The organism is Candidatus Protofrankia datiscae, from assembly GCF_000177615.2.
Taxonomy (GTDB): domain Bacteria; phylum Actinomycetota; class Actinomycetes; order Frankiales; family Frankiaceae; genus Protofrankia; species Protofrankia coriariae.
Genome location: NC_015656.1, coordinates 3,439,745 through 3,454,149, shown reverse-complemented (window position 1 = coordinate 3,454,149; position 14,405 = coordinate 3,439,745). Strand labels below are relative to the sequence as shown.

Annotated in this window: 8 protein-coding genes and 1 pseudogene; 7 read left to right on the top strand and 2 right to left on the bottom strand. The window is 69.9% G+C overall.

All coding sequences use genetic code 11. From position 1 onward, the window contains the following. Positions 1-111: 111 nt before the first annotated feature. The 3 genes from FSYMDG_RS14345 (at position 112) to FSYMDG_RS14335 (ending at position 3,516) form a co-directional block, all read left to right on the top strand. Positions 112-1,350: an NAD(P)/FAD-dependent oxidoreductase gene (locus FSYMDG_RS14345; protein WP_013874129.1), complete on the top strand. Its 1,239-nt coding sequence runs from the start codon at positions 112-114 to the stop codon at positions 1,348-1,350. Positions 1,351-1,545: 195 nt separating this feature from the next. Beyond that, positions 1,546-2,772, top strand: a complete 1,227-nt coding sequence (locus FSYMDG_RS14340) for an acyl-CoA dehydrogenase family protein (RefSeq protein WP_013874128.1) — start codon at positions 1,546-1,548, stop codon at positions 2,770-2,772. A 273-nt stretch (positions 2,773-3,045) separates the two neighbouring features. Further along, entirely contained in the window at positions 3,046-3,516 is a 471-nt protein-coding gene (locus FSYMDG_RS14335) for a helix-turn-helix domain-containing protein (protein ID WP_043603661.1), read from the top strand. Between the two features lie 220 nt (positions 3,517-3,736). On the opposite strand, the gene FSYMDG_RS14330 is transcribed toward FSYMDG_RS14335, so the two are convergent. Then, complete coding sequence (locus tag FSYMDG_RS14330) at positions 3,737-4,627, bottom strand: IS3 family transposase (RefSeq protein WP_237703111.1); 891 nt, start codon at positions 4,625-4,627, stop codon at positions 3,737-3,739. 17 nt (positions 4,628-4,644) lie between these two features. Further along, complete coding sequence (locus FSYMDG_RS28600) at positions 4,645-4,935, bottom strand: transposase (RefSeq protein ID WP_043602641.1); 291 nt, start codon at positions 4,933-4,935, stop codon at positions 4,645-4,647. A 39-nt stretch (positions 4,936-4,974) separates the two neighbouring features. Here FSYMDG_RS28600 and FSYMDG_RS14320 point away from each other — a divergent pair. The 4 genes and pseudogenes from FSYMDG_RS14320 to FSYMDG_RS14300 all read left to right on the top strand — a co-directional run. After that, positions 4,975-5,484, top strand: a pseudogene (locus FSYMDG_RS14320) (transposase); the annotation flags it as partial. Between the two features lie 120 nt (positions 5,485-5,604). Continuing rightward, positions 5,605-6,018 carry a PaaI family thioesterase gene (locus FSYMDG_RS14315; RefSeq protein WP_013874127.1) on the top strand — a complete coding sequence of 138 codons (414 nt, stop codon included), beginning with the start codon at positions 5,605-5,607 and terminating at the stop codon, positions 6,016-6,018. A 501-nt stretch (positions 6,019-6,519) separates the two neighbouring features. Then, positions 6,520-7,170 (top strand): SGNH/GDSL hydrolase family protein, encoded by a 651-nt coding sequence (locus FSYMDG_RS14310; protein ID WP_013874126.1) that lies wholly within the window; start codon positions 6,520-6,522, stop codon positions 7,168-7,170. A 494-nt stretch (positions 7,171-7,664) separates the two neighbouring features. Beyond that, complete coding sequence (locus FSYMDG_RS14300) at positions 7,665-14,348, top strand: type I polyketide synthase (RefSeq protein WP_013874125.1); 6,684 nt, start codon at positions 7,665-7,667, stop codon at positions 14,346-14,348. Positions 14,349-14,405: the final 57 nt, after the last annotated feature.

Sequence of the window (14,405 nt, the reverse complement as noted above, 5' to 3'; positions counted from 1 at the left end):
GGCAGTAGTTGTTGACTGTCGTTCCGACAGTTGTGGAAAATCGATTCGTACCACTGCCGTGTGTAATATCACCGCGGGCTTCGCCGGGTTCACGACAGGAGCACACTACTCATGTACGACGTCATCGTTGTCGGTGCGCGCTGCGCCGGTTCACCTCTGGCGCTGCTGCTCGCCAGGCGAGGCCACCGGGTCCTTGTCGTCGATCGGGCAACCTTCCCGAGTGACACCGTCTCGACGCACTACATTCACCAGACCGGCCTTGCCCGGCTGCGGGACTGGGGCCTGCTCGACCGCCTTGTGGCGTCGGGCGTCCCGCCGATAAGAAACCTGATCATGTCCTACACCGGCATTCACATCGAGGGCTTCGCCGACCCGATCGAGGGCATCACCGAGGTCTACTCCCCACGGCGCACCGTCCTGGACAGCATTCTCGTCGACGCGGCACGCGCGGCCGGCGCGGAGATCCTCGAGGGGTTCACCGTCCAGGATGTGATCTTCGAGGACGGCCGGGCGGCCGGTATCCGGGGCCAGTTCGGCGACGGGCCGGAGCAGGAGTTCCGCGGGTCGTTCGTCGTCGGCGCGGACGGCCGGAACTCGACGATCGCGGACAAGGTCGGGGCTGACTTCTACCGGGTGGTCCCGGCGAGCTGCTTCGTCTACTACTCGTATTTCAGTGGCCTGGACTGGGGTTTCCAGCACCGGACCGGCTTCAACGAGCAGCAGATAGGCACGTGGCCGACCAACGACGGTCTGAACCTGCTGTCCCTGCTACGCCGGCGGGAGCACTTCAGCGCGTTCCGCACCGACGTGGAGAACAACTTCCACGCGGTGTACGACGAGGTCGTCCCCGAACTCGGTGAGGAACTGCGGGCGAAGGGGAAGCGGGAGGAGAACTTCCGGGTGATGCGTTACCCGGACAACTACTACCGCCGCTCCAACGGGCCGGGCTGGGCGCTGGTGGGGGACGCCGGATACCACAAGGACCCGTTCACCGGCTGGGGAATCACCGACGCCTTCGTGTATGCCCAGCTCCTGGCGGACCACCTGCACGAGGGGCTGGCCGGCGAGCGCCCGATCGACGAAGCGGTGGCGGAGTACGCCAGGCTCCGCGACGAGCGGAGCAAGAGCACCTTCGAGTTCACCTGCATGATTTCCGAACTCCTCCCGCTGCCCCCCTTCTTCGACTCCGTACTGCGCGCCGCGAGCCAGAGCCCGGAATACACGAAGAAGTTCTACGGGATGATCGGCGGGGGCATCCACAGCGAGGAGTTCTTCGCTCCGGGCCACCTGGAGAAGCTCTACGAAGAGGTTGGGACGCCGCGGGACAAGCGGCTGCTCACGGCCGCCTGACCGCTTCTCGCCCATATCTGCCGACATTCGCCTGTATCGTTCCGCACCTGCCCCGCTTCTCGATCACCAGGTGCCCTGGTACCGGGGGCCAGGGGAGCGGGGAGCCGGTGAACCGGGCGGCGCGGCAGGAGGAGAACGCGCCGCCCGCCGCCCCTGCGGCTGCGGCGCCGACACAGACCAGGAGCGTGCCCAGCCGTGAACGCCGCACCCACCGCACTCACCGCACCCGCCGCGGGCAGCGCGTCCGCCGCGCCCGGCGCGGACAGCAGCCCGCGGCGGATCGCCGAACGCACGAAGGCGTTCGTCCAGGAACATGTCTTCCCGGTCGAGCGGGAGATCATCGTCGACGGGCGTCCGATGGACGACGCGCTGCGGGTGCGGCTGCAGGAGGAGGCACGTCAGGCGGGGGTCTTCGGCCCGCTGTCGCCGGTGGCCTACGGCGGGCTCGGCCTCGACACCCGTGCCCTGGCGCACGTGCTGGAGGCCGCCGGCGCGAGCCTGATCGGCCCGATCGCGGTGAACGCGTCCGCCCCGGACGACGGCAACATCCACCTGCTCGCCCACCTCGCCACCGCTGAGCAGGCGCGGCGGTACCTGGAACCGTTGGCGCGCGGTGAGGTCCGCTCGTCCCTCGCGGTGTCCGAACCGTCCCCGGGGGCGGGGTCGGATCTCACGATGCTGCGCACGACCGCCGAGAAGGCCCCCGGCGGCTGGAAGATCAACGGCGTGAAGCACTTCGTCACCGGAGCCGACGGGGCGGCGTTCAGTATCTGCATGGCCGCCACCGCCGGCGGCGGCGCGACCATCTTCCTGGTGGACCAGGACAACCCGGGGCTCACCGTCGGCCGCCGCATGCCGACGCTGGACCACAGTGCCCCGGGCGGTCACTGCGAAGTGACCTTCGACGACTGCTTCGTACCCGACGACGCCGTGCTCGGCGAGGTCGGGAAGGGCTTCGAGCAGATCCAGGCACGGCTGGCCCCCTCTCGCATCATGTTCTCGATGAGCTGGCTGGGGGTGGCCATCCGGGCGCACGAGATGGCGGCGGCGCGGATCGTCGGCCGCGAGGCGTTCGGGGCGGCGGTCGCCGGCCACGGGATGGCCCAGGCCCACGTCGCCGACAACGAGATCGACATCGCGGCCGCCCGGGCGCTCGTCCACTCGACAGCCGCCGTGATCGACGAGCGTGGTGCGCTCAGCGGCGCCGCGCGCCACGCGTCCGCGATCACCAAGACCTTCGTGTCGGAGGCGGTCTGGCGGGTACTCGACCGCGTGGTCCAGCTCTACGGCGGGCTCGGTGTGTGCGAGGACGAACTGGTCGCCCGCTTTCTTGTCGAGGCGCGGGGTTTCCGGATCTACGAGGGCCCGTCCGAAGTGCTGCGCTGGTCCATCGCCCGCCGGGTGCTGCGCGCTTACCGATGAGGCCGGTCGACATCGCCGGTGGCGCGGACAGCCGGCGGCGCGGGTGTCTTCTCTCCTGCCCCGCGCGCTCCTGCCCGCACGGTGACTTCACCTCTTTTTCCGCCGCTTCCGGTAACCGGTTCGGCATCTGTTCACGGGCCGGTAGGAAAAAAGTGTTGGGATGGCAGACGTAACTAGTAGACTGTCGCTGCTTAGTTCTGGTGTGTCTTGTGTCTGGGTGAGAGGGTTGGGTCTGGCAGGTCTCCCCGTCCCTCTGCCGGTCAGGACTGTGTCGTGGGTTCGCAGAAGAAGTGGCCGGTCACCTTGACCGAGGCTGATCGTGACGAGTTGGTTCGGGTGACCTCGACGGGGGTTCATCCGGCGTCGATGATCCGGCGGGCGCGGGTCCTGCTCGCGTTGGACACCTCGGTCGGCCCGGTTGCCTCCCAAGAAGAACTCGTGGTCCGGGTCGGGGTCTCGGGTGAGACGCTGCGGCTGGTCGCGAAGCGGTTCACCGAGACCGGTGGGGATGTGGGGGCCACGATCGGTCGGAAGGCACGGGAGCTTCCCCCGGTGCCTTCCCCGGTGACCGGCGAGGTTGAGGCCAGACTGATCGCGCTGGCATGCTCGCAGCCACCGGCTGGTTATGCACGCTGGTCGCTGCGGCTGTTGGAAAAGCACGTCGCGCTGGTCGCCGACATCCCGGGCCTGGACCATTCCACCATCGGCCGGGTCTTAAAAAAACGAGGTTGCGTCCTCATCTGAGGAAGTGCTGGACCATCCCACCGAGGGCGAACGCGCAGTTCGCCGCGCGGATGGAAGACGTTCTGGCGGTCTACGCCCGGCCCCACAACCCGGGCGTGCCCGTGGTGTGCATGGACGAGAAGCCCTACCAGCTGTTGGCCCACGCCCGCGACCCGATCCCCGCCACGCCAGGGCGTGACCGGCGCGAGTGGAGGGTTCCCACTTTCGTGGACAGTCCTAACTATGCAGCACGAAGTGTTTGTCCGTCAAATTCTTCCTCGAACTCGACAGGCGTGAGATAGCCGATCGAGGAGTGCAACCGCTGCCGGTTGTAGTAGATCTCGACATATTCGAAGATCCCCGCCCGGACGCGGTCTATGGTATCGAACGGGTGGAGGTGGACGAACTCCTTCTTGAGGGTGGCCCAGAAGGACTCCGCCGCGGCGTTGTCGAAACAGATCCCGGTACGGCCGACGGAGTTTCGGACGTTGTTGTCGCGACAGAAGGCGACGAACTCACGGCTGGTGTACTGACCGCCTCGGTCGGCGTGGAATATGACGCCGCCGGGTGGCCGCCGGCGGGTGACGGCCATACGAAGCGCGTCGAGAACGAGTTCGGTGCGCATGTGATCGGCGACCGCCCAGCCGACGATCTTCCGAGAGAACGCGTCGATGACGGAGGCCATGTACACCCAGCCATCCCAGGTGCGAATATATGTTATGTCGCCGTACCACAACTGGTTCGGTGCGGACGCGGCGAAGTCTTGGCCGACAAGATCAGGCAGCGATGAGGAGTCCGCGGCCTGCACCGTCGTCACCGGCCGGCGGGGACGCGGATGCACGCTGACCAGGCCCATCGTCGCCATCAGCCGCTGGACCCGCTTGTAGGCGACGGCGACGCCCTGGCGGCGGATCTCGTGGAAGATCCGCCGCACGCCGTACCGCCCCTCGTGACGGTCGAAAACAGCTCTGATCATGGTCGACAAGGTGGCGTCGTCCTTCTCCCTCCGAGACGGGCCGCGTTTCTTCCACGCATAGTAGCCCTGTCGGGACAGGTCGAGTTTCTTGCACATGTAGTCGACGGGAAAGGTGTTCGCGCCGTCGGCGGACACAGGCTTCTTCGGAGCGTGTATCGAGATGAACTCGAACTTTACTTCTGCTCGCTCGCGAAGAAGCTCGCCGCTTTTTTTAGGAAGGCGATGTCCATCTGCGCCTGCGCGTACTTCTTCCGGAGCTCCTCAAGTTCCGCGCGCTCCGACACCGACAGCGGCCGCTCCTCGGTCTCGCCGTTCTCCTTCGCCTTCTTCACCCAGTTTCCCAACGTGGTCTCGTGGATACCCAGACTCTTCGCGACCTCGGTCACCGACCGGCCCGAGTCGAGCACCAACCTTACTGCCTCGGATTTGTACTCCTGGGTGAACTTCCGGCGAGCTGACCCCATGACGCTCCTTCCCTATGGACAGCGAACCTCAGGTTCGCTGTCCACGGAAGCGGGATCACTCCAGAGGACTCCGAGTACGTGCGCCACGGAACCTGCTCGATCTTCTGCTGGGTCGAGCCACTCGCCGGCTGGCGCCGCGTCCAGGCCACCCCACGGCGCACCAGGATCGACTGGGCACACCACGTCAGGCGCCTGCTCACCCTCGACTACCCCGACGCCGAACGGGTCGTGCTGGTCATGGACAACCTCAACACCCACGACATCTCCTCGCTCTACGAGGCCTTCGACCCGGCCGTCGCGTTCGCACTCGCGCAACGACTCGAGATCCACCACACCCCCAAACACGGCTCCTGGCTCAACATCGCCGAAATCGAACTCGCCGCCCTGACCCGCCAATGCCTCGACCGCCGCATCGACACCCTCGACGTCCTGAACACCGAACTCGACGCCTGGCAGACAGCCGTCAACGCCAACCAGCGCCAAGTCAACTGGCACTTCACCACCGATGACGCCCGCACCAAACTCCGCCACCTATACCCCACACATTAGCGGCGACAGTCTACTAGTGACACGCGGGTTTCGCCCGCCCGGACCGGGTACGCGATATTCAGCGAGGCCACCAGCGGAGCTGTCGACTACGAGCGGATTCGTGAGATCACGAACTCGCTCGTGCCCTTCGGCAGATTCGTCGGGGTCGATATCACCGAGGTGGGGCCGGACCGCGCGGTCGTCGAGATTCCGGCGGCCCGGAACCTCACCAATCATCTGGGTACGGTGCATGCCGGCGCGCTCTTCCTGGCCGCGGACATCGCCGGGGCCGCCGCCCTGGCCGGCGCACTGGCACCGCGCCTCGCCCGGGTCGAGTACACGGTGGTCCGGGACGCGCGGTCGACCTTCCGGAAGCCTGCCGTCGGCCGGGTCCGCGCGATCGCCACCGTGGACGAAAGAGAGGCACGGCGGGTCCTGGCCAGCACCGCCGCGGAACAGTTCGACCTGGACAGCAAGGCACTGCTCTATGACGACGCCGACGTGCTGGTGGCCAAGTTCCGCTTCGACTACGCCTGCAGCATAGCGGCGAGCTGACCGGGGTTCCGTCAGCACCGCGTACGAACACTGGTACCCAGACAGCCCGAAGAGCGCACGACGATGTTCCCAGTGCGCTCGGGAGGAAGCCTGGAACGGCATCCCCGGGCCGTTTCCGGGCCGGCATCCGGTTGTCGGGGCGTCCCGCGCGGACGGTTTCTCCGCCGTCGGATCCGGTGTGTCGGCGGGTATGGCGGATCCCGCCGGGCGGTGAACTCCGCCGGAATACGTCAAGAAATCTCGGAACGGGCATCTGGTTTTCCTGCGAGTACCGTCGATCGCCCGCTCCGATCGGGTAATAGGTATCCGGGATTGGCGTTGACCATTCTTTCGGATGTTCTGCACAATTGAGAGGAAGCTTGCTGGCGAATGCCCGTGCCGACACCTGCCGGATAGAATGACAGGGACGTGAACAATGTGTGAATATTTCACGGACGGATGGGCTGGCGTCCAACTCAGGAAATCTTTTCGCGGGCAGCTCGGGATGGATCGGGGAACATGATGGCGAAAGCACGGATGACGGTCGTCGGTGACAGTTTCGTCGAGGGCCGGGGCGACCCCGCCCCGGACGGGACGTACCGCGGCTGGGTGCCCCGGTTCGCCGAGATGTTCGGGATTCCGGGCAGCGGCTGCCTCAACCTGGGGACCTTCGACGCGACCACCCAGGACGTGGTCGACCGGCAGCTTCGGGTCGCGCTGGTGAACAAGGCCCCGCTGATCGGGTTCGTGGCCGGGGTCAACGACCTGATCCGGGACTACGACGCGGCCCGCTTCCGGCGGAATCTCGAGTCGATATTCACGACACTGTCCGGCCCGGACACGGTGATGTTCACCGCGACCTACGCGGACATCCCCCGCAACCTCCCGTTGCCGGCGTCCTTCCAGGAGCTCCTGCGGGGCCGTTTCGCCGAGGCGAACGAGCACCTGCGGGAGATCTCCGCGCGTACCGGCGCGCTCTGCCTGGACGTCGTCGACAGCCGGGAATGGGCGGACCCGGCCATGTGGTCGGCCGACGGCCTGCATCCCAGCCCCGTCGGCCACCAGCGCTTCGCCGAGGCCATGGCGGATCTCGTCGCCCTGGCCACCGGAATGGTGCCGCTGCCCACGGCGTCCCCGTTCGCCGGCGCCGGCGCCGGACCACTGTCGTACTAGACCAGCCTGAATACCGGACCAGCCCAGATACCAGAGAGCCTGAATACGGGCCACCTGAAATACTACATCAACAGAAATGCCAGGCCAGCAGAAATACCAGGCCGCCAGAAATAGCAGGACGGTCGACGTGGCAGAACGGCCGAACAGGAACGATCACGGTTTCTCCCGCGCCGGCCGGCCGCCGGCCGCGGATGTCCGCACGCCGATCCAGAAGGTCCGACCGGCCCGGGTTCCCGGGCCACTGCGTGGCACGGCCGAGTGGGGAACCAGCGCCGCTGGCTCCCCGTCCCGGCTCTTTCGTGTGCCTGTGAGCACCGGGCGGGCCGGCGGAACACGCCGGTTCCGAAACACCCGCCGGCGGCCGCCCGGGACCGTCGGACCCAGGAGCACGAGACCGGGGAGAACAAGACCTGGAAACGCGCGGCCCGGGCCGCGGAAAAGGCCGGGACCATCCGCTGCGACAAAGCTCAAGGAAAGCTCAGGAGAGGAAAACGGTGAGCGGCGACACGCTGGCGCAACGGCGCCTGGCCGACAACCCGATCGCGATAGTCGGTATGGCCGGTCTCTTCCCGAACGCCTACAACTACCGGGAGTACTGGCAGAACATCGTCGACGCGACGGACTGCACACAGGACGTCCCGGCGAGCCGGTGGAACCTCGACGACTACTACGACCCCGATCCGACCGTCCCGGACATGACCTACTCGCGCCGCGGCGGCTTCATTCCCGACGTCGACTTCGACCCGTTGGAGTTCGGCATCCCGCCGAACCAGCTCGAGGTCACCAGCGTCATGCAGACACTGAGCCTGATCGTGGCCCGTGACCTGCTGCGCGACGCGGGCGCGACCGAGTCCGACTGGTACGACGCCACCCGTACCGGGGTTGTCCTGGGGGTCACCGGGCCGGTCCCGCTGATGCATCCGCTGGCGGCCCGGCTGTCGACCCCCGTCCTGAAGGAAGTGGTCCGTAGCTGCGGGCTCAGCGCGTCCGACGCCGAGGCCATCGCCGCCAAGTACGTCCAGGCGTTCGCGCCGTGGGAGGAGAACTCCTTCCCCGGCCTGCTGGCCAATGTGGTCTCCGGCCGGGTCGCCAACCGCCTGGGGCTGGGCGGGATGAACTGCACGGTGGACGCGGCCTGCGCGGCGTCGCTGTCGGCCCTGCGGATGGCCGTGGCCGAACTGGTCGACGGCCGAGCCGAGATGATGATCGCCGGTGGCGCCGACACCGAAAACTCGATCTTCGGGTACATGTGCTTCAGCAAGACCCAGGCCCTGTCGAAGAGCGGGCAGATCCGACCGTTCGACGACGCCGCCGACGGCACCCTCATCGGCGAGGGCATCGGCATGATCGCGCTGAAGCGCCTCGCCGACGCCGAGCGGGACGGCAACCGTGTCTACGCGGTCATCCGCGGCATCGGCTCGTCCAGCGACGGCCGGTCCAAGAGCATCTACGCGCCCCGCGCCGAAGGGCAGCGGCTGGCGCTGGCCCGCGCCTACGCCGACGCCGACTGCTCGCCCGCGTCCGTCGAGCTGTTCGAGGCGCACGCCACCGGCACCGCGGTGGGGGACAGGACCGAACTCTCCGCGCTGACCGAGGCGCTGTCCGAGGCGAGCGGCGAGCGGCACTTCGCCGCGGTCGGCAGCGTGAAGTCACAGATCGGCCACACCAAGGGTGCCGCGGGCACGGCGAGCCTGATGAAGCTCGCGCTCGCCCTGCACCACCGGACGCTGCCGCCGACGATCAACGTGGAGCATCCCAACAGCGCGATCGACTTCACCGGCGGGCCGCTGTACGTCAACACCCGGACCCGGCCGTGGATCCGCGACCCGGACCGGCCGGTCCGCCGGGCCGCCGCCTCGGCGATGGGCTTCGGCGGGACGAACTTCCACGTCGTTCTTGAGGAACACACGGCCTCTGAGGAGCACACCGGCGAGCGCCGCGCCACCACGACACTGCACCGCACCGCCCGCGCCCACCTCTGGCACGCGGCCGACACGGCCAGCCTGCTGGAGCTGCTGCGGTCCGGTGCCGAACCGGACGACAGCACGCAGATCCCGGCGGAGCACGCCCGGGTCGGCTTCGTCGCCGCGGACGACGAGACCGCCCAGCGCCTGCTCGCCCTGGCGGTCGAGCAGCTCGCCGCCGCCCCGGACGCGCAGCAGTGGACGCATCCGGCGGGGGTGTTCTTCCGCGCCCGGGCGCTGGCCGACCTGAAGGTGGGCGCGCTGTTCGCCGGGCAGGGCAGCCAGTACCTGGACATGGGCCTGGAGGCGGTGCTCAACATCCCGACCGTGGCCGGGGCCGTCGACGACGCGAACGAGGCGTTCGCCGGAGCCGACCACCGGCTGGGCGCGATCATCTACCCGCCGCCGGTCTTCGACGCGGAGCTGCGGCAGGAGCAGGAAAGCCGGCTGCGCCGGACCGAGTACGCCCAGCCGGCGATCGGAGCGATCTCGGTCGGCCAGTTCCGCTACCTCGCCGAACTGGGCCTGCGCTGCTCGGGATTCCTCGGGCACAGCTTCGGGGAGCTCACCGCGCTGTGGGCCGCGGGCGCCCTCGACGACGCGGACTTCTTCCGCCTCGCCCGCGCCCGCGGCGAGGCGATGGCCCCGCCCGCCGAGGACCCCGACCACGACCCGGGCACCATGGCCGCCGTCCAGGCCACCCGGGAGCAGGTCATCGACATCCTCCGCGCCTTCCCGAACGTGGTGATCTGCAATCACAACGCGCCGGACCAGGTGGTCGTCGGCGGGGACACCCAGGCGGTCGGCGAGGTCGTCCAGGAGTGCAAGCAGCGGCAGCTGGGCGCCCGGCTGCTGCCCGTCTCCGCGGCCTTCCACACCTCCCACGTGGCGCATGCCGTCGAGGCGTTCGGACACGCCGTCTCCTCGGCGCGGATCGGCGAGCCGCGGCAGCCGGTCTACGCCAACACCGCGGGTGTCCGGTACGGGCCGGACGTCGAGGCGAACAGGCGTGCGCTGACCGAGCAGCTCCTCCAGCCGGTCGAGTTCGTCCAGGCCCTCGAAGCCATCCGCGCGGACGGCTGCAACGTGTTCGTCGAGTTCGGCCCCAAGCAGGTGCTGACCGCGCTGGCCAGGCGGACCCTCGAGGCCGCCGGCATCGTCGCGGTCCCGACCGACGCCGGCCCGCTCGGTGACAGCGATGTCGCATTGAAGCAGGCCGCCGTCCAGCTCGCGGTTCTCGGCGCGCCGATCAGCGGGGTCAACCGGCACGACGCCCCCGCCTGGGTCGCGCCGAAACCCCGGGGCATGGCCGTGACCCTGAACGGGGCGGACTACGTGCCGGAATCCCGCCGTGCCGCCTACCAGGCCGCGCTCAACGACGGTTTCCGGGCGTCGACCGTCACCCCGGCCGTCACCAGCACCAACGGGGTCGGCGGGGTCGGCGGTGACAACGTCGGCAGTGACAACGGCTTCGGCCTCGGCGCGGGGATCGACGCGGACATCACGGACGCCCACCAGGCCGCTCAGCAGGTTCCGGTGGACGCGGCGGTGCCGAGTGACCTGCCGACCCCTGACCTGTCGGTCCTCTCCGCCGACCATGCCGCACCATCGGCGGCCGCACCATCAACAGCCGCATCATCGACGGCCACGTCGCTGGCGACCGTACAGCCGGCGACAGCGTGGCCGCCAGCCGCCGGCGTCGCCGAACCACCGGCGGCCTACGCCCACAGCGTTGATGCCGGGGAGGACGTCGGCCTCGACGACGTGGTCGCGCAGCATGTGGCGCTGCACTCCCGGTATCTGGAAAGCCAGTTGCAGGTCACCGAAGGACTGGTGGAGATCCTGCACCAGCAGCAGCCCGGTGTGGACGCGGGCGGCGGGGCCTGGCTCGCGCGGGCGGTCGAGAGCGTGAAGGACCAGAGCCTGGCGATCGGGCAGGCGCACATCCGCGCCAACGAGATCCTCTCGTCGCTGGCCGAGATCGAGCGCGGCGGGCACCGCTCCCCGACGGTCAACGGCTACCCAGCACCAGCACCAGCGGACTTCGGCCCGTCCGCTCCGCCGCTGCCGGCCCTGCCGGAACAGCCACGCCGGACGGAAATCGCCGCGGCGCCGTCTCCGGCTCCGGCCTCCGCGCCGACGCCGGTCCCGGCCTTCGCCCCAGCCTCCGCACCGGTGTCGGCTCCCGCACCGGTGCCGGTTCCGGTGCCGTCGGCCGAAGCGGCCCCGGTCTCGGCGGCGCCCGCACCGACTCCGGCGGACGCCGCGCCGCCCGCTCCCACCGACGCCGCTGTGTCCGCTGGTTCGGTGGATGCGGGGTTGTTGCGGTCGGCGTTGGTGGGTGTGGTGGCGGAGCGGACGGGTTATCCGCCGGAGATGATTGACACCGGGATGGATCTGGAAGCGGATCTGGGTGTTGACTCGATCAAGCGGGTGCAGATTCTGGGGGCGGTGCAGGAGCGTTTTCCTCAGGTGCCGAGTGTGGGTCCGGAGTTGTTGGGTGAGCTGCGGACGCTGGAGCACATCATCGATTTCCTGGTGAGTGCCGCCGCACCTGCCCCGACCGGGGCGGCCGCCACGGCGGCGCCTGCGGCCCCGTCCGCCGAGGAGCAGGCCCCGCCCGTCGAGCAGGTCGCGCGGCACCCCGTCGAACTCGTCGGACTGCCCCCGGTCGACAGGATCGAACAGCCCTACCCGGCTGGCCCGGTAGCCGTCGTCGTCCACCCCGCAGAGCAGGCGGGCGAGACGTTCGCGGCGGGTCTTGAGGAGGCCGGCTGGACGGTGACGCGGGTGGGCCTGCCAGCCCCGGGCGGGGACGGGACGTCCGACCTGGCCGGCTGGGACGGCGAGGCCGTCGAGCGCCGGCTCTCCGAGGCACTCACCGACGCTCTGGGCACGACCGGCAGGATCGACCTCTTCCTCACCGTTCTCGGGGGGAGCGACACCAGGGATCACAGTGTCCGGCAGGACACCACCGAGGACCGCGGTGTCCGGCAGCTTGCCGACGCCGTGCTGGTGGCCAAGCATGCCAGCGTGCCGCTGGCCACGGCCGCCCGCTCCGGTGACCGCGCCGCCTTCGTGACCGTCACCCGCCTCGACGGCGGTCTCGGTCACCGCGGCGGGCGCGGGGCTGCCGAGGCGCTGCTCGGCGGGGTCGGCGGTGTGGTCAAGACGCTCGCCCACGAGGAACCGTCGATCTTCTGCCGCGCGCTCGACATCGACCCTGAGCTCGGCGGCGACGACGCGCTCGCCGTCCTGCTGGACGAGATCGCGGACGCGGCCACGGACACCCTCGAGGTGGGGGTCGACGCCGCCCGCCGCAGGTGGACCGTGATCCCCGCGCCGTACGGGTCGCCGCGGGCGTCCACCGCGGTGGCCACCGGCGCCACTGTCGCTCCCGTGGCCGGCACGGGCGCGGCGGCGACCGATGCGGTCCCGTCGGCGTCCACGGTCGGCGCGGGTGACGTGCTCGTGGTGACGGGCGGGGCGCGGGGGGTCACGGCATCCTGCGTGCGGGTGCTCGGTGAGCACAGCCAGGTGGAGTTTCTGCTGCTCGGGCGCACGGCGCTTGCCGCGGAGCCCGACTGGGCCGCGGGTGTGGCCGACGCCGACCTCAAGCGCGCGGCGATCGCCGCCCTGGGGGCCGGTGGCGGCAGGCCGCCGACGCCACGGCAGGTCGACGCCGTCCTGCGTGACATCCAGGCCCAGCGTGAGATCCGCGCGACGCTCGACGCCCTGGCCGGCAGCGGATCCGCCACGGCGGCCAGCTACCTGCAGGTGGACGTCGGCGACGCCGCCGCCGTGCGGGACGCGCTCGCGGCGCACCGTGACCGGATCATGGGTGTGGTCCACGGCGCGGGAACCCTTGCGGACGGGCTCGTGCGCACCAAGACAGCAGACGACGTCCGACGGGTCTTCACCCCGAAGCTCGCCGGTCTGCGCAACGTCCTGGACGCGCTCGACGGCGCGCCGATCCGCCACGTCGTCCTGTTCACTTCGGTGGCCGGGCTGTTCGGCAACGCCGGCCAGGCCGACTACGCCGCCGCGAACGAGGCGCTGTGCCGGGTCGCGGCCAGCCTGAAGCGGGAGCATCCCGAGCGTCACGTCACCGCCATCGACTGGGGCGCCTGGGATGGCGGGATGGTCGCCGCCGACCTGCGGGAGCTCTTCCACGCCCGCGGTGTCGAACTGCTGGCGCCGGCGACGGGCGCGCGGCTGTTCGTGGAGCAGTTCGGCGCCGAGCGCGTCGACGACGTGTGCGTGCTGGTCGGCCAGCGCAAGGCGCTCACCGACGGTACCGGCCGGGCCTTCACGGCCCGCCGCGAGCTGACCGGCATCGAGGACACCGAGGTGCTCCAGGCGCACCGCATCGACGCCTCCCCGGTCCTGCCCGCCACGTTCGGGCTCGGCTGGCTGGTCAACGTGCTCGAACGCGCCCACCCGGGGCTCCAGGTGATCGAAGTCAGCGGGTTCGAGGTGCACAAGGGGATCGTGTTCGACGGCGCGCACAGCCGTGCGTACCAGGTCGAGGTGCCCCTGGCCGAAGCTCGGGACGGCCGGCTGACGGTGCGGGCCGCCGTCCGTGCCGCCGTCGGCGGTACCGGCAGCGGTGCTGGCAGTGCTGCCGGCAGCGGCAGCGCCCTGCCCGTCTCGCACTATGTCGGCACGTTCGTGCTGGCCGAGGCCCCGCCCGCCGCGCCGGTCGCGCCGGGCAGACCGGGCGAGGCGGTGGGCAGCGGTCCCGAGGACGGCGTGGAGATCTACACCGGGGGCACCCTGTTCCACGGCCCGGCCCTGCAGGGCATCCGCCGTATCCTGCAGCGCAGCGATGACCGGGTCGTCCTGGAGTGCCGGCTGGCCGACCAGGTCGTCGCCGACGGGGCGTTCACCGGCGCGCTGCACAGCCCGGTGCTCGCCGACATCCTCCTGCACGGGCCGTCGGTGCTGGGCCGGTGGCTGACGGGCCTGGCCTGCCTGCCGCTGGCCGTCGGGCGCTGGGAGTACTTCGCCCCGCTGCCAGACGGGGAACCGTTCGTCGTCGTCCTGGACGACGTCCGGCGCGCCGCGTCCTCCATCACGGTCACGGTGACCGCCAGTGACCCCGGCGGACGCGTGCTACAGCGCCTGCGCGACGTGTCGATGATCGGGACCCCCGACATGGCCGCGAAGTTCGCCGCGGCCGTGCGGTGGTGGCTGCCGGGGGAGGGGGCGTGACCGTGCGACCGCTGACGCACCCCGGCTCCGTCCGTCTCGAACGGGCCGGTTCGACCA